Below are 19,623 nucleotides of genomic sequence, written 5' to 3'. Positions count from 1 at the left end.
TGTGCTCTGAAATAAATAAGAAAAACCAGACAATCTTACCACCCATCCCATCAGGAAATGGTGGAGCTAAGCGGGATCGAACCGCTGACCCCCTGCGTGCAAAGCAGGTGCTCTCCCAGCTGAGCTATAGCCCCAAGTCGTTTAACCTTTTAACATCAACCAGACTCTTTCCCGCACTGAAATTGCTGTGCATCAATTAAGCTACAAAGCAATGGCATTTAGAAAGGAGAACAACTTGATAGCCCATTCGTTTCCAGGCAAGGCGTGGGGTCACGAAGTTTATTGAAATAAACGAGTGGCGCCGCAACGCAGCATGGGAAGGAATGGTAGGCCTGAGTGGACTCGAACCACCGACCTCACCCTTATCAGGGGTGCGCTCTAACCACCTGAGCTACAAGCCTATAGAAGGTTTTTCTTGCTCGTTACAGTTATCAGACAATCTGTGTGGACACTACACAATCTAGTATCTATTTCGGTAAGGAGGTGATCCAACCGCAGGTTCCCCTACGGTTACCTTGTTACGACTTCACCCCAGTCATGAATCACAAAGTGGTAAGCGCCCTCCCGAAGGTTAAGCTACCTACTTCTTTTGCAACCCACTCCCATGGTGTGACGGGCGGTGTGTACAAGGCCCGGGAACGTATTCACCGTGGCATTCTGATCCACGATTACTAGCGATTCCGACTTCATGGAGTCGAGTTGCAGACTCCAATCCGGACTACGACGCACTTTGTGAGGTCCGCTTACTCTCGCGAGTTCGCTTCTCTTTGTATGCGCCATTGTAGCACGTGTGTAGCCCTACTCGTAAGGGCCATGATGACTTGACGTCATCCCCACCTTCCTCCGGTTTGTCACCGGCAGTCTCCTTTGAGTTCCCACCATTACGTGCTGGCAACAAAGGATAAGGGTTGCGCTCGTTGCGGGACTTAACCCAACATTTCACAACACGAGCTGACGACAGCCATGCAGCACCTGTCTCAGAGTTCCCGAAGGCACAACCTCATCTCTGAAGTCTTCTCTGGATGTCAAGAGTAGGTAAGGTTCTTCGCGTTGCATCGAATTAAACCACATGCTCCACCGCTTGTGCGGGCCCCCGTCAATTCATTTGAGTTTTAACCTTGCGGCCGTACTCCCCAGGCGGTCGATTTAACGCGTTAGCTCCGAAAGCCACGGCTCAAGGCCACAACCTTCAAATCGACATCGTTTACAGCGTGGACTACCAGGGTATCTAATCCTGTTTGCTCCCCACGCTTTCGTACCTGAGCGTCAGTCTTCGTCCAGGGGGCCGCCTTCGCCACCGGTATTCCTCCAGATCTCTACGCATTTCACCGCTACACCTGGAATTCTACCCCCCTCTACGAGACTCTAGCCTGCCAGTTTCAAATGCAGTTCCCGGGTTAAGCCCGGGGATTTCACATCTGACTTAACAGACCGCCTGCGTACGCTTTACGCCCAGTAATTCCGATTAACGCTCGCACCCTCCGTATTACCGCGGCTGCTGGCACGGAGTTAGCCGGTGCTTCTTCTGCGGGTAACGTCAATCAACAAGGTTATTAACCTTATCGCCTTCCTCCCCGCTGAAAGTGCTTTACAACCCGAAGGCCTTCTTCACACACGCGGCATGGCTGCATCAGGCTTGCGCCCATTGTGCAATATTCCCCACTGCTGCCTCCCGTAGGAGTCTGGACCGTGTCTCAGTTCCAGTGTGGCTGGTCATCCTCTCAGACCAGCTAGGGATCGTCGCCTAGGTGAGCCATTACCTCACCTACTAGCTAATCCCATCTGGGTTCATCCGATGGCGTGAGGCCCGAAGGTCCCCCACTTTGGTCTTGCGACGTTATGCGGTATTAGCTACCGTTTCCAGTAGTTATCCCCCACCATCAGGCAGATCCCCAGACATTACTCACCCGTCCGCCGCTCGCCGGCAAAGTAGCAAGCTACTTTCCGCTGCCGCTCGACTTGCATGTGTTAGGCCTGCCGCCAGCGTTCAATCTGAGCCATGATCAAACTCTTCAATTAAAAGCTTGATGCTCAAAGATTGTCATACTGTTAATCTTATGAATTAACTGTTTGTTCACTCTTCAAGACTTGGTATTTTGTGTTTCGATACGGTCTTGTGAGTGCCCACACAGATTGTCTGATAAATTGTTAAAGAGCAGTGCGCCGCTGTAATCAGTCTGGCGCGAGGTGGCGTATATTACGCTTTCCTCTTTCAGTGTCAAGCCCGTTCGGCCTGTCTTCTGACTCGTTTCCGGTACCCCGCGATGTGCTGCACGGTGCCGGTCGATGGAGGCGCATTATAGGGATCCGGATATATTGCACAAGCGTTTTTTGATCTTTTCTTGCCAACTGTCTATTTTTCATCCCTTATGCCCCGATCTTGAGCGATCGCTTCCCCAAAAAGGGGATTTTTCCGGATCTCCAGTGTTGATATCTATGCCGTTACGGCGATACAGTCGATAAAAACAGATCGATGGAAAGGTAGAAACATGTCGGAATTGTCAAAATCATTGCGCCCCTTCCAGGAGCGGTTTCCGATCCTGGGTCAACGGGTGATGATCGATCCCTCAAGCGTGGTGATCGGTGAGATCACCCTGGCGGATGACGTCAGCATCTGGCCGCTGGTTGCCATGCGCGGCGACGTCAACAATATTATCATCGGAGCCCGCACCAATATCCAGGACGGCACGGTGCTGCATGTCACCCATAGATCAGAACATAATCCGGCGGGCAATCCGCTGGTTATCGGCGAGGATGTTACCGTGGGGCATAAGGCTATGCTGCACGGCTGTACCATTGGCAATCGCGTCCTGGTCGGCATGGGGTCTATCCTGCTGGACGGGGTGGTGGTGGAAGATGACGTCATGATAGGTGCGGGAAGTCTGGTGTCGCCGGGCAAAAGGCTGGAAAGCGGCTATCTGTATCTCGGCAGCCCGGCTCGCAGGGTCAGGGCGCTTACGCCCGCCGAAATAGCGGGCCTGCTCTATTCAGCCAATAATTATGTGCGCTGGAAGGATCAGTACCTGGCCCAGGAAAAATAGCCGCCGGCGCCACCGAGCAGACCGGATAGCGGATAACACCGCCTGCCCGGCGGCGGCAAAGGGCAGGCGAATTCGCCGTTTCAGACAGACAGCTCGCTGCGCAACTGTTCCAGTACCGGTGCGATATCGGGCATCACCCCATGCCACAGCATAAACGAATAAGCCGCCTGGCCCACCAGCATTCCCAGGCCATCGGCGCTATGCCCGGCACCCTGCACGGCGCACCAGCGTAAAAACGGCGTCAGTCCGCGCTGGTAATACATATCGTAGCAGCGAACCTCCGGGGTAATCAGCGTTGTTGCCAGTGACGGGATCTCGCCATGGATGCCGGAGGTGGTGGCGTTAATCACCAGATCGAAATCCGGTGCGGCCAATTCATCCAGCGGCCGCGCGCTGATTTCGCCGGCATGGTGATAGAAGGACACCAGTTCCTGCGCCCGTTTGAAGGTGCGATTGGTGAGTACTATCGCGCAGCCAAAAGAGAGCAACGGCAGGATGACCCCGCGCGCCGCGCCGCCCGCGCCAATAAGCAAAATCCGGCTGTCATGGGTTATCAGCCCCAGGCGCTGCAAATCCGCCAGCAGGCCGATGCCATCGGTATTATCCCCAAGCAACGTACCGTCCTGCTGTTTTTTAACGGTATTGACCGCGCCTGCCTGGGAAGCCCGTTCGGTTAACTGATCGCATAGCGCAAACGCCCGTTCTTTAAAAGGCATGGTGATATTGGCGCCTTCGCCGCCGGCGGCAAAAAAATCGCGCAGGGTTTGCTCAAACGCATCCTCCGGGGCCAACACCCGCCCGTACGGATGGACGATACCGGTTTGCGCGGCAAACAGCGCATGGATATGGGGCGATTTGCTGTGGTGTATCGGATTGCCGAAAACGGCGTAAGTATCCATAAGCGGTTCTCCTGATTAACCCTGCCGGATAAGGCTGCCGGTTAATGCATCGCGAATTTCCGAAGGGTTAAGCCGCCCTTCCACCCGGTCTTCCATCACGGGAAAGTTATCGCCCAACTGCTGGCGAACCTCGGCGGGCGTGCGGCCAGGCGGTTGGCCGGTGACATTGGCGCTGGTTGAAACCAGCGGTTTGCCGAACGCCAGGCAAAGGCGCCGCACCGGCTCATAGGCGGTAACCCGTACCGCCAGGGTGGAAAACCGGCCGGTTAGCCAGCGCGGCGTTTCCGGACGGGCGGGCATCACCCAGGTCACCGGCCCCGGCCAGCGGGCAAAGACACGCTCCCGCTGCTGCGGGGTAAGCGCGGTATCGTCGATATAAGGCAATAGCTGTTGATAATTGGCGGCAATGAGAATCAGGCCTTTGGTCCAGGGGCGCTGCTTAAGGGCCAGCAGCGCCTGGACCGCCGACTCGTTATCCGGATCGCATCCCAGGCCGAAGACCGCTTCGGTGGGGTAAGCGACGATGCGCCCTTGCCGCAGCGTGTCCACCAGTCCGGCCAATGCCGGCGGTTGATTATTTTTCATCATTTTCTTTTATCGATACCGGCTTGGCGCAGCGCTTATCGGCACAAAAAAGCCGGGGCCCGCGCGCGGTGTTTTTTTCATATAGCAGCGGAAAATGGCAAAATTCGCATTCACCCGCCACCGGTTTGAAATTAAGCACAAACCGGCAGTGGGGATACTGGTCGCACGCATAAAAGATTTTGCCAAACCGGGAAGTGCGTTGTACCAGTTTGCCCGTTTTGCATTCGGGGCAACTGAAGGCGGTTTCATCCGGCTGGTCCATGGCGGCAATATAATCACAGTCAGGATAATTGCCACAGCCGATAAACATGCCGTAGCGGCCCTGGCGCAGCACCAGGCTGCCCTGGCACACCGGGCATGACTGCCCCTCAAGCACCGTGACGATATGGCCGTCAGCCTGCTGTTTAAGCGATTTAATATAAGCGCAGCGCGGATACTGGGAACATCCGAGAAAGGGTCCATGCTGCCCGGAACGAATCACGAGCTCTGCCCCGCATTCAGGGCAGAGTTCGGTTTGCCTTGCGTTAAAGAGCGCAGCTTTTGCCATAGGGATATATCGTCAGTGATTCTCTAGTGCAGACGGCTCTCATCTTCTTCGAATACAAGATCTTCCATCTGCTGATAGGCATTTTCATATCCGGGGATATTAAACAGCACCATCAGGATTACCCATTTAAGATCTTCCAGATCGAACTCGACGGCATCCAGTGCCATGACGCGATCGATCACCATTTCACGCGTTTCAAGGTTTAACACCTGAATCTGTTCCAGAAACAATAAAAATCCGCGGCATTCCGTATCCAGGAACTGACTCTCTTCATCCGTGTAAATGCGTAATGCCAGCGGATCACCGCCCATGGCGAAGGATTTGCCCTGTCCGTCCTGCAGATCGGCCAACTTCTCCAGCCAGTTGAGCGCATTGTAGATATCGTCCTGATGAAAACCCGCGCGGGTGAGATCGTCGGTTAACTTGTCCTGATCGACCCGCATTTCCACTTCATTGTGGATGTATGTTTCAAACAAGTACATTAGAACGTCGAACATGGCATGCCCTCCTTAAACGGACATAGCCGCCGGGTACAACTGCGATCCAGCCTGCTAACTCCAGTTGCAATAGCTTTGACACTACCTCTGGTACAGACCGGCCGGCACGTTCAGCGACGACGTCAACAGGTGTAACCTCATCTCCTACGTTAGCCAACACCTCGGCAAATGGCAATTCAAGTTCGCATTCTGGCGCAGAAATAATTTCCGGTGGCGGCAAAGGCAGCCAATGCAGGCCGCCGCCGAGCTGTTCAATAATCTCCTTCGGCTGGGTTACCAGGTAAGCGCCTTGTTGGATAAGCCAATGAGTGCCGGCGCTCGCCGCGTTGCCCAGCGGACCGGGCAAGGCATAGACATCCTTGCCCTGATCGAGGGCGTAACGGGCGGTAATCAGCGAACCGCTGCGGGCGGCGGCCTCCACCACCAGCACCGCCTGGCTCAGCCCGCTGATAATCCGGTTGCGGTAGGGGAAATGCGCCGCCAGGGGCGGGGCGTCTAATGCCAGCTCGGATACCAGCGCGCCGCCCTGCGCCACGATGCGCCCGGCAAGCCCCCGGTGCCGCGACGGATAAATGTTCTGCAGGCCGCTGCCCAGTACCGCGATGGTTTTGCCCTGCGCGTCCAGCGCCGAGCGATGGCATATCCCGTCAATGCCGAGCGCCAGCCCGCTGGTGATGGCCAGGCCGCACCGCGCCAGATCGGCGGCAAAGAACGTGCCCCACTGCTCGCCGTAGCGGCTGCATACCCGGCTGCCGACCATGGCCAGCTGCGGGGAGGCCAGGCAGGCGGGGTCGCCGATGATAAATAGCGCCGGCGGCGGACAGGCGAGGGACCTGAGCGCATCGGGGTAGCCGGGATCGGTAAAGGGCACAAAATGATGCAGCGGATGCTCCAGCCAGCGCAGGGCGGCCTCAATGTCACCGGCGGGATATTGCAGGAAGCGTTGACGCTGGCCGGGGGTGAGACAGGCGTAAAGGAGCGGTTGCGGGCTAAAATCGCCGGGAAGGGGCAATTGTGACAGGCAACGCTGCACTTTGGCGCCGTTAACGCCTTTTACCGCCGCCATGCGCAGCCACATTTCCAGTTCAGTCATGGTTCCCCCGCGCCTTTTGCCGGCGTATGTCGTGACATTTGCTTGCGGATGCTGTCAATCAGGGCGGGAAATGTCTAGAATAAGAGACAGAATCGTTTTCATAATCGGACACAGATATAGACTCATATGCCAGTATTGCAGGTGTTACATTACCCCGACGAGCGGCTTCGCACTATTGCGAAACCGGTAAAAGAAGTTAACGACGCTGTTCGGCGTATCGTGGATGATATGTTTGAAACCATGTACGCAGAAGAGGGCATCGGCCTGGCCGCGACCCAGGTGGATATACATCAGCGGATTATCGTGATCGATGTGTCGGAAGACCACAACGAGCGCCACGTATTTATCAATCCCGAACTGATTGCCAAAAGCGGTGAAACCGGCATCGAGGAAGGCTGTTTGTCCATACCCGATCAGCGCGGTTTCGTACCCCGCGCGGAGAAGGTTACGGTGCGCGCGCTCGATCGCGACGGCAAGCCGTTCGAGCTGGAGGCGGACGGGCTATTGGCCATTTGCATCCAGCATGAAATGGACCATCTGGTCGGCAAACTGTTCGTTGATTACCTCTCGCCGCTAAAGCGCCAGCGCATCCGCCAGAAAATGGAAAAACTGGCCAAAATCAACGCCCGCGCCGAAAAATAACCGTCGCCATACAGGAATTAACGTGTCCGATTCTTTACGTGTCATCTTTGCCGGTACGCCGGATTTCGCCGCGCGCCATCTCCAGGCGCTGCTCGATTCCGCGCATCGGGTGGTGGGCGTCTTTACCCAGCCCGACCGCCCGGCGGGCCGGGGCAACAGGCTTACGGCCAGTCCGGTAAAAATTCTGGCGCAACAGCACCTGTTGCCGGTATACCAGCCCAAATCCCTGCGCCCCGCGGACAGCCAGCGCCTGGTGGCGGAGCTTGGGGCCGACATCATGGTGGTGGTGGCCTACGGACTGATACTGCCCCAGGCGGTGCTGGATATGCCGCGCCTGGGCTGCCTGAACGTCCATGGTTCGTTATTGCCGCGCTGGCGCGGCGCGGCGCCGATTCAACGCGCCCTGTGGGCGGGCGACAGCGTCACCGGCGTCACCATCATGCAAATGGACGCGGGCCTGGATACGGGCGATATGCTGTATCAATCAGCCTGCGACATAGAGCCCGGGGACACCAGCGCCAGCCTGTATGAAAAACTGGCTGCAATCGGTCCGCGGGCGCTGCTCGATACCCTGGCGCGCAGCGCCGCCGGCACCCTGGCGCCGGAAAAGCAGGATGAGAGCCTGGTAACCTACGCCGAAAAGCTGAGCAAAGAAGAAGCGCGCCTGGACTGGTCATGCCCGGCCGCTATGCTTGCGCGCTGCGTGCGTGCCTTTAACCCCTGGCCGATAAGCTTTTTTACCGTCGGCGGCCAGACCATTAAAGTCTGGCAGGCGGCGGCATTGGATTTACCGGCGCAGTCCGCCCCCGGCACGATTCTACAAGCCGATAAAAACGGCATTCAGGTCGCGACGTCCAGCGGCGCGCTCAATTTGACGCTGCTCCAGCCTGCGGGAAAAAAGCCCATGGCGGCGCAGGATTTACTGAATTCCCGCCGTGAGTGGTTTACCCCCGGCGCCATCCTGGATTGATGCCTCCCGGCTACCGCCCGGCAATGCCAGCAATGGCGCGGGCGGTTTAATTGCGGCCACCTTCACTTTCCTTCGGTCAACTATGAATAAACGATATAACCTCCGCGCCATTACAGCAAAGGCGGTGTCCCAAGTGCTGGATCACGGCCAGTCTCTGAGCCAGTTGCTACCGATGCTGCAGAGTCCTCTGGCCGATAAGGACCGCGCGCTGCTGCAGGAATTGTGCTTTGGCATTTTACGTACCCTGCCGCAGCTGGAATGGATAATCAGGCAGTTGATGGCAAAACCGCTGACCGGTAAACAGCGGCCGGTGCACTATCTGCTGATGGTCGGCATTTACCAACTGCTCTATACCCGCATCCCGCCCCATGCCGCGCTGGCCGAGACGGTGGAAGGCGCGGTAGTGCTGAAAACGCCGCAGTTGAAGGGCCTGGTGAACGGCGTGCTGCGTCAGTTCCAGCGTCAGCAGGAGGCATTGCTGGCCGCGTCCGCGCAAGAGGAAAGCCGTTTCCTCCACCCGTCCTGGCTGGTAAAACGTCTCCAGCAGGCATATCCCGCTCACTGGCAGGCCATTATCGAGGCCAATAACCAACGGCCGCCGATGTGGCTGCGGGTTAACCGGCTGCATCACAGCCGCGCGGCGTATCTCGCCCTGCTGGCGCAGGAGGGCATTGCCGCCAGCGCCCATCCAAGCCTGCCTGAGGCGGTTAAACTGGACGTTGCCTGCAATGTCGGCCGGCTGCCCGGCTTTGCACAGGGTTGGGTAACGGTGCAGGACGCGTCGGCTCAGGGCTGCGCGCTGCTATTGGCGCCGCAGGCGGGAGAGGATATTCTGGATCTGTGCGCCGCGCCCGGCGGCAAGACCACCCATATCCTTGAGCTGGCCCCCGACGCCCGTGTCACGGCGGTGGATATCGACCCCCTGCGTCTGGCGCGTATCGAGGAAAACCTGCAGCGCCTGGGACAGCGGGCCCAGGTGCTGGTGGGCGACGGCACCCGCCCTGGCGAATGGAACCAGGATCGGACCTGGGACCGCATACTGCTTGACGCCCCCTGCTCCGCCACCGGCGTGATCCGCCGCCATCCGGATATCAAGTGGCTACGGCGCGATCGTGATATCGGGGAGCTCGCGGCATTGCAGCGGCAGATCCTCACTGCGATCTGGCCGTTGCTTAAACCCGGCGGCACGCTGCTTTACGCGACCTGCTCAGTACTGCCCGAAGAGAACAGCGAACAAATCGGCGCCTTCCTGGCAAGCCACGCCGACGCCGTTTTGGTTGAAACCGGCGACGCCGACCACCCCGGCCGGCAATGTTTTCCCGCCGCAGATGACGGTGACGGCTTCTTTTACGCTAAGATGATAAAGAGTGACGCACCGGGCATATTGACCCGCACAGAATGGGCATGAAGAACCGACTATGAAAATAATAATCCTTGGGGCGGGACAGGTGGGCGGCACCCTGGCTGAAAACCTGGTAGGCGAAAACAACGATATCACCATCGTCGATACCAACCCGGCCCAGCTCCGCCAATTACAGGATAAATTCGATCTTCGCGCCATCCAGGGCCATGCCTCGCATCCACGGGTATTGCGTGAAGCCGGCGCGGAGGATGCCGACATGCTGGTGGCGGTGACCAATTCCGATGAAACCAATATGATCGCCTGCCAGATTGCCTATACGTTATTTAAAACGCCCAATCGTATTGCGCGCATCCGTTCGGCCGATTATATCCGCGAAGCCGCCAAGCTGTTTTCGCCCGAGGCGGTGCCCATCGATCATCTTATTTCCCCCGAACAATTGGTGATCGACAATATTTATAAACTGATCGAATACCCCGGGGCGCTGCAGGTGGTGAATTTTGCCCAGGGGAAAGTCAGCATCGCCGCGGTAAAAGCCTATTACGGCGGGCCGCTGGTGGGCAATGCCCTGTCCTCCCTACGCGAACATATGCCGCATATCGATACCCGCGTGGCCGCCGTGTTCCGCCAGGATCGCCCTATTCGCCCGCAGGGATCGACGGTGATCGAGGCCGGCGACGAAGTGTTTTTTGTCGCCGCATCGCCCCATATCCGGGCGGTAATGAGCGAGCTGCAGCGCCTGGAAAAACCCTATAAACGCATCATGATTGTCGGCGGCGGCAATATCGGCGCGGGGCTGGCGCAGCGACTGGAAAAAGATTACAGCGTCAAGCTTATCGAACGCGACCAGCAGCGGGCGGCGGAGCTGGCGGAGCTGCTGCATGACACTATTGTATTTTTTGGCGACGCCTCCGATCAGGAACTGCTGGCCGAAGAGCATATCGAGCAAATCGATGTCTTCATCGCCATTACCAACGATGACGAAGCCAATATTATGTCGGCGATGCTGGCCAAACGCATGGGCGCTAAAAAGGTCCTGGTGTTGATTCAACGCCGCGCCTATGTGGATCTGGTGCAGGGCAGCGTGATTGATATCGCTATTTCGCCGCAGCAGGCCACCATATCGGCATTGCTGGGCCATGTGCGCAAGGCGGATATCGTCAGCGTGTCCTCCTTGCGTCGCGGCGTCGCCGAGGCCATCGAGGCTATCGCCCATGGTGATGAAAGCACGTCAAAAGTGGTGGGACGCACCATTGATGCCATCAAACTGCCGCCCGGCACTATTATCGGCGCCATCGTCCGGGGCGACGATGTCATCATCGCTAATAAAAACTGCCGTATCCAGCAGGGCGACCATGTAATTATGTTCCTGACCGATAAAAAATTCATTACCGACGTCGAGCGTTTATTCCAGCCCAGCCCGTTCTTTTTATAAAATGCCGGCGCACCGGCACGCCCAATTGCCACAAATTGTTAAAGATTCTGGTAAAAACAGCATCCTTTGTTAGACTTAATTTGTCATTAACCAAGAAGGAGCAAGCCTATGAGTTTCCTGCAGGAATTCAGAAAATTCGCCATGCGCGGCAATGTTGTGGACCTGGCAGTCGGGGTAATAATTGGTGCCGCCTTCGGTAAAATCGTCACGTCGCTGGTGGCCAACGTCATAATGCCGCCGCTGGGTTTATTGATTGGCGGGGTGGATTTCCGCTCGTTCGGGTGGGTGCTGAAACCCGCGCAGGGCGATACGCCGGCCGTGGTATTGCAATACGGTATTTTCCTGCAGAATGTCTTCGATTTCCTGATCGTCGCCCTGGCGGTGTTTTGTGTTATCAAGCTGATTAACAGACTGCATCGCAAGCATGAAGAAGCCCCGGCGGCGCCGCCGAAACCGAGCGCTGAAGAAACGCTGTTGACTGAAATCCGCGATCTGCTCAAGCAACAGAACCAGTCGGTCTCCGCCTCCTCCACCTCGCTGCCACCGCAGCAGCCGCCGACGCTTTAGGACGTGATTCCAGTCAGTGCTGTTTAAAGCGCGCAAAACAAAGCGGTGAGTTATAGCGGGTCAGGCTAGACAGACTTCCGGTGCTGGCAACGTTCAATAAGGAATGCGCCGCAAACCAGAAAGCCAGTGGTAACGTTACGCTTGATGACGTTACCACTGGCCTCCCAGTTTTGGGCCTTAGCGTTTTTGCCTTTACGACAATAGCTGCCCTTACCCTTCACATTTTTCTCACGGCGCTGGCGAAACAGCGGATCGTGCAAAAGTGCCGCGATGGCATTGTCGTTAATAGTGCCTTTGGTATGGCGGTATTTCTCAGTCATCATATCCTCGCTAAATGATTTGTTTGCCGGCAGTAATACCAGCAAAGAGCCAACCCCCGGTATAAACCCAGCCGGTAAGCTGTGGGCGATATTATAGCAAACCGTACCAAACGCGAGAGCGGAAAAATAAAATATGTTGCCGGCTGGTTTAGCCTTTGGCCGCAGCGCCAAAGCGCCGCCGCAGCTGGTCATGATAGCCTTGATGCAAAAAATCGGTGCTGACTCCCGCCAGCCGCAGCTTGATTTCCAGCAGTCGCAGCCGCGCGCTGATTTCCTCATGACGGGCATCCTGCGCGTCTATGCCCCGCAGCAGATCGCTTAAACGCAGCGCATCCTTGCGATCCTGTAGCTCCGCCGGCAGATAACCGGCATTTTTCAGCAGCCGGTAGCCTACCCGCAAATCTTCGGGCACGGCGCTGTCGTCATCAAGCGTAAGGGGCTGGCCGTATCCCGGCAGGTTATCAAACTCGCCCTTTTGCTGGGCCTGCTGGATATGCCGCTCCGCCAATTCATCCACTAACCACATAACAACCGCTCCCTCTACAGACAGGTCATTGATGAGCATAACGCATTGCCGTGCGGATGATAAGCGCCGGCGGCGCACCGCCACAAACGCCCGGCATCGCAGCGGCGGCCGGCACTTTGTACCGGCAATAAAAAACCCGGCCGGAGCCGGGTTTTGGACGCGTACACGGGGCAGATTACTCTGTGACCGCTTCCGCTGGAACTTGGGATTCTGCAGCACGATCTAACAGCTCAATATAAGCCATCGGCGCATTGTCACCTGCACGGAAACCACACTTCAAAATGCGAGTGTAACCACCGGCACGGCTCGCGAAACGCGGGCCAAGTTCGTTAAACAGTTTTGCCACGATCTCGTTATCACGAGTACGGGCGAATGCCAGACGACGATTTGCAACACTGTCGGTCTTGGCAAGTGTAATCAGCGGTTCAACAACACGGCGCAGCTCTTTCGCTTTTGGCAGGGTCGTCTTGATTATCTCGTGACGAACCAGAGAGCCGGCCATGTTACGGAACATAGCCTGGCGATGGCTGCTGTTACGGTTCAGTTGACGACCACTCTTACGATGGCGCATGACCTTATCCTTCTCAGTAAAACCTTACCCTGTGATCGGGTTATTCATCAGCAATACTTGCCGGAGGCCAGTTCTCGAGGCGCATGCCCAGAGATAACCCACGGGAAGCCAACACGTCTTTAATCTCGGTAAGAGATTTTTTACCAAGGTTGGGCGTTTTAAGGAGCTCAACCTCGGTACGCTGTACCAGATCACCGATGTAGTGGATGGCTTCTGCCTTAAGGCAGTTAGCAGAGCGGACAGTCAATTCCAGATCGTCAACTGGGCGCAGCAGGATCGGGTCGAATTCTGGTTTTTCTTCTTTAACTTCTGGTTGACGTACATCACGTAAATCAACAAAAGCTTCAAGTTGTTCAGCCAGGATGGTTGCCGCGCGGCGGATCGCCTCTTCAGGATCGATCGTGCCATTGGTTTCCATTTCGATGACCAGCTTGTCCAGGTCGGTACGCTGTTCAACGCGTGCAGCTTCAACATTGTAGGCGATACGCTCTACAGGGCTATAGCATGCGTCGACCAGCAAACGACCAATTGGGCGCTCATCTTCTTCCGAATGAATTCGGGCAGAAGCCGGCACGTAACCACGACCACGCTGAACTTTGATACGCATATTAATCGATGCGTTTTCATCGGTCAGGTGACACAGCACATGCTGCGGCTTGACGATTTCGACATCCCCATCATGGGTGATGTCGGCTGCGGTTACAGGGCCAATGCCAGATTTATTCAGAGTAAGGATAACGTCATCTTTACCTTGAACTCTCACCGCCAGCCCTTTCAGGTTGAGCAGAATCTCCAGGATGTCTTCCTGTACACCTTCTTTGGTGCTGTACTCGTGCAGTACACCATCAATCTCAACCTCGGTCACCGCGCAACCCGGCATCGACGAAAGCAGAATACGGCGCAGTGCGTTACCTAGGGTATGGCCGAAGCCACGCTCTAAAGGTTCAAGGGTCACCTTGGCGTGCGTCGAACTGACTTGCTCGATATCTACCAGGCGCGGTTTTAGAAACTCTGTCACAGAACCCTGCATTGTGTCCTCTCTTTGGTACTAAGCCTTACTTAGAGTAAAGCTCGACTATCAGGTGTTCATTAATGTCCGCAGACAGATCGGTACGTTCTGGAATACGTTTGAACACCCCTTCCATCTTAGCAGCGTCAACTTCAAGCCAGGTCGGCTTTTCACGCTGTTCAGCCAGTTCCAATGAGGCACGAACACGGGATTGCTTTTTCGCTTTCTCACGGATGCTTACAACGTCATTCGGAGTAACCTGGTAAGAAGCGATGTTGACAACACGGCCGTTTACCATGATCGCCTTGTGGCTGACCAATTGGCGTGATTCAGCGCGAGTAGCGCCAAAACCCATACGGTAAACAACGTTGTCCAGACGACCTTCAAGCAACTGCAACAGGTTTTCACCGGTATTGCCTTTAAGACGCGCTGCTTCTTTGTAGTAGTTGCGGAACTGACGTTCCAGAACGCCGTAGATACGACGGACTTTTTGCTTTTCACGCAACTGCACCCCGTAGTCAGACAGACGCGGTTTACGCGCGCCATGCTGTCCAGGAGGCTGTTCAATTTTACACTTGGAATCGATCGCACGAACACCAGACTTCAGGAATAGGTCGGTGCCCTCACGACGGCTCAGCTTGAGCTTAGGACCCAAATATCTTGCCATTTTCTTTCTCCAACTAACCTAGAAGCGGCGTTATACGCGGCGCTTTTTCGGCGGACGACAACCGTTATGGGGAATCGGAGTCACATCAGTAATATTAGTGATGCGAAAACCAGCCGCGTTTAACGCGCGAACGGTAGACTCACGGCCCGGACCAGGTCCTTTAACCATAACTTCCAGATTCTTGATGCCATACTCTTTCACTGCTTCAGCGCAACGTTCTGCTGCAACCTGCGCGGCGAAAGGAGTGGATTTACGAGAACCACGGAAACCGGAACCACCGGCCGTCGCCCAACCCAACGCATTACCCTGACGATCGGTAATAGTAACGATGGTATTGTTGAAAGACGCATGGATATGAGCCACGCCATCTGAAACTTGCTTTTTAACACGCTTACGTGCACGAACAGGTGCCTTAGCCATTATTTACTCACCCCGATTATTTCTTGATCGGTTTGCGCGGACCCTTACGGGTACGGGCATTGGTCTTGGTACGCTGACCGCGAACCGGAAGACCACGACGATGACGCAAACCACGATAGGTACCAAGGTCCATAAGACGCTTGATACTCAGGGTTACTTCACGGCGCAGATCACCTTCGACCACAAATTTAGCAACTGCGTCACGCAGCGTGTCGATCTGCTCTTCAGACAGCTCACTGATCTTAACATGTTCAGCAATACCCGCGGTTTCACAAATTTTTTGTGAACGGGTCTTACCGATACCGTAGATTGAAGTTAACGCGATCACGGTATGTTTTTGATCAGGAATGTTAATGCCTGCTATACGGGCCACTATGCACTCCTAAAAATTTAAACGGCAACACCATTCTGAAAAGCCCGTTTTCAGGATACTCAAACAATGTTGCGTTGACCTACAAAAGATTGGCTGGCTAATCTAGCCAGCTCAACCCAACTTTGCAAGAAAAAAATGCCGAATTTATCAGCCTTGGCGTTGTTTATGCTTAGGCTCGCTGCAAATTACGCGAACGACGCCATGGCGACGAACGATTTTGCAGTTACGACATAACTTCTTGACGGAAGCACGAACTTTCATTTTTACTCTCCGTAACTTCTCAAGCTGGCCGGATTAGCGGTTATAGCCTTTCAGGTTTGCTTTCTTCAATGCGGACTCATATTGACTAGACATCATCAGAGTCTGCACTTGAGCCATAAAGTCCATGATCACCACAACGACAATCAATAAAGATGTGCCCCCAAAATAGAAGGGAACTTTCATTGCGTCACGCATGAACTCCGGGATAAGGCAGATAAACGTAATGTACATCGCACCGACCAGGGTCAGACGGGTCATTACTTTATCAATATATTTAGCCGTTTGCTCTCCCGGACGAATGCCTGGTACAAATGCACCGGACTTCTTCAGGTTATCTGCTGTTTCGCGCGGGTTAAACACCAATGCCGTGTAAAAGAAACAGAAGAATATGATTGCAGACGCATAGAGTAACACATAAAGCGGTTGTCCAGGCTGTAAATACAGTGAAATCGCTGTCAGCCATCCCCAACCGGTACCGCCGCCGAACCATGATGCAATCGTGGCCGGAAACAGAATGATGCTGGAGGCGAAAATTGCCGGTATAACGCCGGCCATGTTCACCTTCAACGGCAAATGTGTGCTCTGTGCCGCATAAACACGACGCCCTTGCTGACGCTTGGCATAGTTAACGACAATACGCCGTTGGCCACGCTCGACGAAAACAACAAAAAACGTCACTGCAAATACGAGTACTACAACCAATAGCAACAGGAGGAAGTGCAGGTCGCCTTGACGAGCTTGCTCAATGGTATGGGCGATAGCCGGCGGTAAGCCCGCTACGATACCCGCGAAGATAATGATTGAAATACCGTTGCCGATACCTCGTTCAGTAATCTGTTCACCTAACCACATCAGGAACATTGTCCCCGTGACCAGGCTCACCACCGCGGTAAAGTAAAACGCAAAGCCCGGATTATACACCAGGCCCTGCATCCCCGGCATATTCGGCAAACCGGTAGCAATACCGATCGACTGGAATATACCTAATACCAACGTGCCGTAGCGGGTGTACTGGCTAATCTTGCGACGGCCAGCCTCACCCTCTTTCTTGATCTCCGCCAGCGCCGGGTGAACAACCGTCAGCAGCTGGATAATGATCGATGCCGAAATATACGGCATGATCCCCAAGGCGAAGATCGAAGCACGGCTGAGCGCACCACCAGAGAACATGTTGAACATTTCAATGATGGTGCCTCTCTGCTGTTCGAGCAATTTCGCAAGCACAGTGGCATCGATACCAGGAATCGGAATAAAAGAGCCGATACGGAAGACAATCAAGGCACCAACAACAAACAAAAGTCTGCGTTTCAGCTCGCCTAATCCGCCTTTAGCACTTTGAAAGTCTAATCCTGGTTGTTTGGCCATCTGCTACTTATTCCTCAATTGTACCGCCAGCAGCTTCGATTGCAGCACGAGCGCCTTTGGTGACACGCAGACCGCGCAGGGTTACTGCGCGATTGATTTCGCCGGAAAGCATGACTTTCGCGAATTCAATCTGGGTGCCAACAATGTTAGCGGCTTTAAGCGTGTTGAGATCGATAACCTCGCCTTCCACCTGCGCCAGCTCGGACAGGCGAACTTCCGCCGTGACCATAGCCTTGCGCGAGGTGAAGCCGAATTTGGGCAGACGACGGTATAAAGGCATCTGGCCACCTTCAAACCCACGACGTACGCCACCGCCAGAACGAGACTTCTGACCTTTGTGACCACGACCTGCGGTTTTACCGAGACCGGAACCGATACCGCGACCTACACGCCGAGGAGCGTGCTTGGAGCCCTCAGCCGGAGACAGAGTATTTAAGCGCATCTCTTACTCCTCAACTTTGACCATGTAGGAAACCAAATTGACCATACCGCGTACAGCAGGAGTATCCTCGCGCTCTACGGTGTGACCAATGCGACGCAGGCCCAAGCCAACCAAAGTTGCCTTGTGTCTCGGCAGACGACCGATGGAACTGCGCGTCTGAGTTATTTTAATCATCTGTGCCATGGTCAATTACCCCAGAATTTCTTCAACGGATTTACCACGCTTGGCAGCGACCATTTCGGGGGACTTCATGTTAGCAAGGGCATCGATAGTTGCACGAACCACGTTAATCGGGTTGGTGGAACCATAGGTCTTTGCTAATACGTTGTGGACCCCTGCGACTTCCAGGACGGCGCGCATTGCACCACCGGCGATAATACCGGTACCTTGGGAAGCCGGCATCATGAACACACGGGAACCCGTATGAGCACCTTTAACAGGATGCTGCAGGGTGCCGCTGTTCAGCGCGACATTCATCATATTGCGACGGGCTTTTTCCATCGCCTTCTGGATCGCTGCCGGAACTTCGCGTGCTTTGCCGTAGCCAAAACCTACGCGGCCGTTACCATCACCAACAACAGTCAGTGCGGTAAAACTAAAAATACGGCCACCTTTAACGGTCTTGGAAACGCGATTTACCGCGATAAGCTTTTCCTGCAGTTCGCCAGCTTGTTTCTCAGTGTGTGCCATCTTACACCTCTACCTTAGAACTGAAGGCCAGCTTCACGGGCAGCATCTGCCAGTGCCTGGACTCGACCATGATATTGGAATCCGGAACGGTCAAAAGCGACAATCTTGATGCCTTTTTCCAGAGCGCGTTCTGCAATAGTTTTACCTACAGCAGTCGCGGCATCTTTATTACCGGTACCCTTTAATTGCTCCGCGATAGCTTTTTCTACTGTAGAAGCGGCTACCAGAACTTCAGAACCATTCGGGGCAATGACCTGCGCATAAATATGGCGCGGGGTACGATGTATAACCAGGCGGGTTGCGCCCAGTTCTTGGAGCTTGCGGCGTGCGCGGGTCGCACGACGGATACGAGCTGCTTTCTTATCCATAGTGTTACCTTACTTTTTCTTAGCCTCTTTGGTACGCACGACTTCGTCGGCGTAACGGACACCCTTGCCTTTGTAAGGCTCAGGACGACGATAGGCTCGCAAATCAGCCGCAATCTGCCCAACAGCCTGCTTATCAGCGCCTTTCAGCACGATTTCAGTCTGGGTCGGGCATTCAGCGGTGATGCCTGCCGGTAAAACATGGTCGATGGGGTGTGAATAGCCAAGGGCCAAATTCACCACATTGCCTTTTACCGCGGCACGATAACCTACGCCTACCAGCTGCAGCTTCTTGGTGAAGCCTTCAGTAACACCGACAATCATTGCATGCAACAGTGCACGGGTCGTACCCGCCAGGGCCCAGCCATTCGCTTCGCCTTCACGAGGCGCAAACGTCAGGTTGTTGTCCGCATAGTTAACATGAACAGCGTCGTGGATAGTACGACTCAGCTCGCCGTTTTTACCTTTGATCGAAATTTCCTGACCGTTGAGTTTTATCTCTACGCCGGCAGGAACTACGACATGTGCTTTTGCAACACGAGACATGTTTTCCTCCCGATTAAGCTACGTAGCAGATAATCTCGCCACCAAGACCAGCCTGGCGAGCCGCACGATCAGTCATGACACCTTTAGAGGTAGAAACAACAGCAATACCTAAACCGGCCATAACTTTCGGCAACGCATCTTTTTTCTTATAGATACGCAGACCAGGACGGCTGATACGCTGGATGGTTTCCACAACCGGCTTACCCTGGAAGTACTTCAGTACGATTTCCAGCGTAGGCTTGGTGTCGCCTTCGATTTTGAATTCTTCAATAAAGCCTTCTTCTTTCAGCAAATTGGCGATGGCCACTTTAAGCTTGGAGGAAGGCATGGAGACCGCTGTTTTGTTCGCGGTTTGACCGTTACGGATACGGGTCAGCATATCCGCGATCGGATCTTGCATGCTCATCTGTCTTTACTCCCGTGATTCAATTG

The 19,623-nt window shown here is 54.9% G+C and carries 26 protein-coding genes, 2 tRNA genes and 1 rRNA gene; 6 read left to right on the top strand and 23 right to left on the bottom strand.

Translation table 11 applies throughout. From position 1 onward, the window contains the following. Nucleotides 1-58: 58 nt before the first annotated feature. From ACL2XG_RS18790 to ACL2XG_RS18780, 3 genes are all read right to left on the bottom strand, one after another. Nucleotides 59-134: transfer RNA gene (locus ACL2XG_RS18790), tRNA-Ala, on the bottom strand. 190 nt (nucleotides 135-324) lie between these two features. Next, nucleotides 325-401: transfer RNA gene (locus ACL2XG_RS18785), tRNA-Ile, on the bottom strand. A gap of 75 nt (nucleotides 402-476) precedes the next feature. Next, a 16S ribosomal RNA gene (locus tag ACL2XG_RS18780) occupies nucleotides 477-2,019 on the bottom strand. 479 nt (nucleotides 2,020-2,498) lie between these two features. Here ACL2XG_RS18780 and ACL2XG_RS18775 point away from each other — a divergent pair. Beyond that, the gene (locus ACL2XG_RS18775) at nucleotides 2,499-3,041 is read left to right on the top strand and encodes a gamma carbonic anhydrase family protein (RefSeq protein ID WP_410016716.1); all 543 of its coding nucleotides are present in this window, start codon (nucleotides 2,499-2,501) and stop codon (nucleotides 3,039-3,041) included. An 80-nt stretch (nucleotides 3,042-3,121) separates the two neighbouring features. On the opposite strand, the gene aroE is transcribed toward ACL2XG_RS18775, so the two are convergent. The 5 genes from aroE to dprA are packed head-to-tail and all read right to left on the bottom strand — an operon-like array spanning nucleotide 3,122 to nucleotide 6,662. Continuing rightward, nucleotides 3,122-3,940 (bottom strand): shikimate dehydrogenase, encoded by an 819-nt coding sequence (aroE, locus tag ACL2XG_RS18770; protein ID WP_410013293.1) that lies wholly within the window; start codon nucleotides 3,938-3,940, stop codon nucleotides 3,122-3,124. 15 nt (nucleotides 3,941-3,955) lie between these two features. Further along, the gene (tsaC, locus tag ACL2XG_RS18765) at nucleotides 3,956-4,525 is read right to left on the bottom strand and encodes an L-threonylcarbamoyladenylate synthase type 1 TsaC (protein ID WP_413723502.1); all 570 of its coding nucleotides are present in this window, start codon (nucleotides 4,523-4,525) and stop codon (nucleotides 3,956-3,958) included. Further along, entirely contained in the window at nucleotides 4,515-5,072 is a 558-nt protein-coding gene (locus tag ACL2XG_RS18760; RefSeq protein WP_410013292.1) for a topoisomerase DNA-binding C4 zinc finger domain-containing protein, read from the bottom strand. Before ACL2XG_RS18760 ends, tsaC begins: the two co-directional genes overlap by 11 nt. 23 nt (nucleotides 5,073-5,095) lie before the next feature. After that, nucleotides 5,096-5,569, bottom strand: a complete 474-nt coding sequence (locus ACL2XG_RS18755) for a DUF494 family protein (protein WP_410013291.1) — start codon at nucleotides 5,567-5,569, stop codon at nucleotides 5,096-5,098. Beyond that, entirely contained in the window at nucleotides 5,541-6,662 is a 1,122-nt protein-coding gene (gene dprA, locus ACL2XG_RS18750; protein WP_413721555.1) for a DNA-protecting protein DprA, read from the bottom strand. Before dprA ends, ACL2XG_RS18755 begins: the two co-directional genes overlap by 29 nt. 126 nt (nucleotides 6,663-6,788) lie before the next feature. Here dprA and def point away from each other — a divergent pair, with 126 nt between their 5' ends. From def to mscL, 5 genes are all read left to right on the top strand, one after another. Further along, the gene (gene def / locus ACL2XG_RS18745; protein ID WP_410013289.1) at nucleotides 6,789-7,304 is read left to right on the top strand and encodes a peptide deformylase; all 516 of its coding nucleotides are present in this window, start codon (nucleotides 6,789-6,791) and stop codon (nucleotides 7,302-7,304) included. Nucleotides 7,305-7,326: 22 nt separating this feature from the next. Continuing rightward, on the top strand, nucleotides 7,327-8,274 hold the full coding sequence (gene fmt / locus ACL2XG_RS18740; protein WP_413721556.1) for a methionyl-tRNA formyltransferase: 948 nt from the start codon (nucleotides 7,327-7,329) through the stop codon (nucleotides 8,272-8,274). Nucleotides 8,275-8,356: 82 nt separating this feature from the next. After that, nucleotides 8,357-9,682, top strand: a complete 1,326-nt coding sequence (rsmB, locus tag ACL2XG_RS18735; protein ID WP_410013287.1) for a 16S rRNA (cytosine(967)-C(5))-methyltransferase RsmB — start codon at nucleotides 8,357-8,359, stop codon at nucleotides 9,680-9,682. 10 nt (nucleotides 9,683-9,692) lie between these two features. Continuing rightward, on the top strand, nucleotides 9,693-11,069 hold the full coding sequence (trkA, locus tag ACL2XG_RS18730; RefSeq protein WP_413721557.1) for a Trk system potassium transporter TrkA: 1,377 nt from the start codon (nucleotides 9,693-9,695) through the stop codon (nucleotides 11,067-11,069). A gap of 108 nt (nucleotides 11,070-11,177) precedes the next feature. Next, nucleotides 11,178-11,636: a large-conductance mechanosensitive channel protein MscL gene (gene mscL / locus ACL2XG_RS18725; protein WP_413721558.1), complete on the top strand. Its 459-nt coding sequence runs from the start codon at nucleotides 11,178-11,180 to the stop codon at nucleotides 11,634-11,636. Between the two features lie 65 nt (nucleotides 11,637-11,701). Here the strand turns inward: mscL and ACL2XG_RS18720 are convergent, their stop codons facing one another. From ACL2XG_RS18720 to rpsH, 15 genes are all read right to left on the bottom strand, one after another. After that, nucleotides 11,702-11,956 carry an alternative ribosome-rescue factor A gene (locus ACL2XG_RS18720; protein WP_410016714.1) on the bottom strand — a complete coding sequence of 85 codons (255 nt, stop codon included), beginning with the start codon at nucleotides 11,954-11,956 and terminating at the stop codon, nucleotides 11,702-11,704. Nucleotides 11,957-12,104: 148 nt separating this feature from the next. Continuing rightward, nucleotides 12,105-12,482: a DUF1992 domain-containing protein gene (locus ACL2XG_RS18715; RefSeq protein WP_410013284.1), complete on the bottom strand. Its 378-nt coding sequence runs from the start codon at nucleotides 12,480-12,482 to the stop codon at nucleotides 12,105-12,107. A gap of 175 nt (nucleotides 12,483-12,657) precedes the next feature. Beyond that, nucleotides 12,658-13,053, bottom strand: a complete 396-nt coding sequence (gene rplQ, locus ACL2XG_RS18710; RefSeq protein WP_132923640.1) for a 50S ribosomal protein L17 — start codon at nucleotides 13,051-13,053, stop codon at nucleotides 12,658-12,660. 40 nt (nucleotides 13,054-13,093) lie between these two features. After that, nucleotides 13,094-14,083, bottom strand: coding sequence for a DNA-directed RNA polymerase subunit alpha (locus ACL2XG_RS18705; protein ID WP_162368674.1), 990 nt, complete (start codon nucleotides 14,081-14,083; stop codon nucleotides 13,094-13,096). Nucleotides 14,084-14,108: 25 nt separating this feature from the next. After that, entirely contained in the window at nucleotides 14,109-14,729 is a 621-nt protein-coding gene (gene rpsD, locus ACL2XG_RS18700; protein ID WP_011412065.1) for a 30S ribosomal protein S4, read from the bottom strand. Nucleotides 14,730-14,759: 30 nt separating this feature from the next. After that, nucleotides 14,760-15,149, bottom strand: coding sequence for a 30S ribosomal protein S11 (rpsK, locus tag ACL2XG_RS18695; protein ID WP_131867908.1), 390 nt, complete (start codon nucleotides 15,147-15,149; stop codon nucleotides 14,760-14,762). Between the two features lie 16 nt (nucleotides 15,150-15,165). Then, nucleotides 15,166-15,522 carry a 30S ribosomal protein S13 gene (rpsM, locus tag ACL2XG_RS18690; RefSeq protein ID WP_162368675.1) on the bottom strand — a complete coding sequence of 119 codons (357 nt, stop codon included), beginning with the start codon at nucleotides 15,520-15,522 and terminating at the stop codon, nucleotides 15,166-15,168. A 147-nt stretch (nucleotides 15,523-15,669) separates the two neighbouring features. Continuing rightward, entirely contained in the window at nucleotides 15,670-15,783 is a 114-nt protein-coding gene (rpmJ, locus tag ACL2XG_RS18685) for a 50S ribosomal protein L36 (RefSeq protein ID WP_132923644.1), read from the bottom strand. A 33-nt stretch (nucleotides 15,784-15,816) separates the two neighbouring features. Continuing rightward, entirely contained in the window at nucleotides 15,817-17,148 is a 1,332-nt protein-coding gene (gene secY, locus ACL2XG_RS18680) for a preprotein translocase subunit SecY (RefSeq protein ID WP_162368676.1), read from the bottom strand. Nucleotides 17,149-17,155: 7 nt separating this feature from the next. Continuing rightward, the gene (rplO, locus tag ACL2XG_RS18675) at nucleotides 17,156-17,590 is read right to left on the bottom strand and encodes a 50S ribosomal protein L15 (RefSeq protein ID WP_162368677.1); all 435 of its coding nucleotides are present in this window, start codon (nucleotides 17,588-17,590) and stop codon (nucleotides 17,156-17,158) included. A 3-nt stretch (nucleotides 17,591-17,593) separates the two neighbouring features. Next, nucleotides 17,594-17,773: a 50S ribosomal protein L30 gene (gene rpmD / locus ACL2XG_RS18670; protein ID WP_162368678.1), complete on the bottom strand. Its 180-nt coding sequence runs from the start codon at nucleotides 17,771-17,773 to the stop codon at nucleotides 17,594-17,596. A gap of 6 nt (nucleotides 17,774-17,779) precedes the next feature. Next, a complete protein-coding gene (gene rpsE / locus ACL2XG_RS18665; protein WP_162368679.1) occupies nucleotides 17,780-18,280 on the bottom strand; it encodes a 30S ribosomal protein S5 in 501 nt (166 codons plus the stop codon). Nucleotides 18,281-18,294: 14 nt separating this feature from the next. Then, entirely contained in the window at nucleotides 18,295-18,648 is a 354-nt protein-coding gene (gene rplR / locus ACL2XG_RS18660; RefSeq protein WP_162368680.1) for a 50S ribosomal protein L18, read from the bottom strand. Nucleotides 18,649-18,657: 9 nt separating this feature from the next. Then, nucleotides 18,658-19,191, bottom strand: coding sequence for a 50S ribosomal protein L6 (gene rplF / locus ACL2XG_RS18655; RefSeq protein ID WP_413721559.1), 534 nt, complete (start codon nucleotides 19,189-19,191; stop codon nucleotides 18,658-18,660). 13 nt (nucleotides 19,192-19,204) lie between these two features. Beyond that, nucleotides 19,205-19,597: a 30S ribosomal protein S8 gene (gene rpsH, locus ACL2XG_RS18650; protein ID WP_410013282.1), complete on the bottom strand. Its 393-nt coding sequence runs from the start codon at nucleotides 19,595-19,597 to the stop codon at nucleotides 19,205-19,207. Nucleotides 19,598-19,623 lie beyond the last annotated feature (26 nt).

Source organism: Sodalis sp. RH24, assembly GCF_047324145.1.
Classification (GTDB): Bacteria; Pseudomonadota; Gammaproteobacteria; order Enterobacterales; family Enterobacteriaceae; genus Acerihabitans.
The sequence above is the reverse complement of the archived record's forward strand: the minus strand, read 5'-3'. Positions and strand labels throughout refer to the sequence as shown.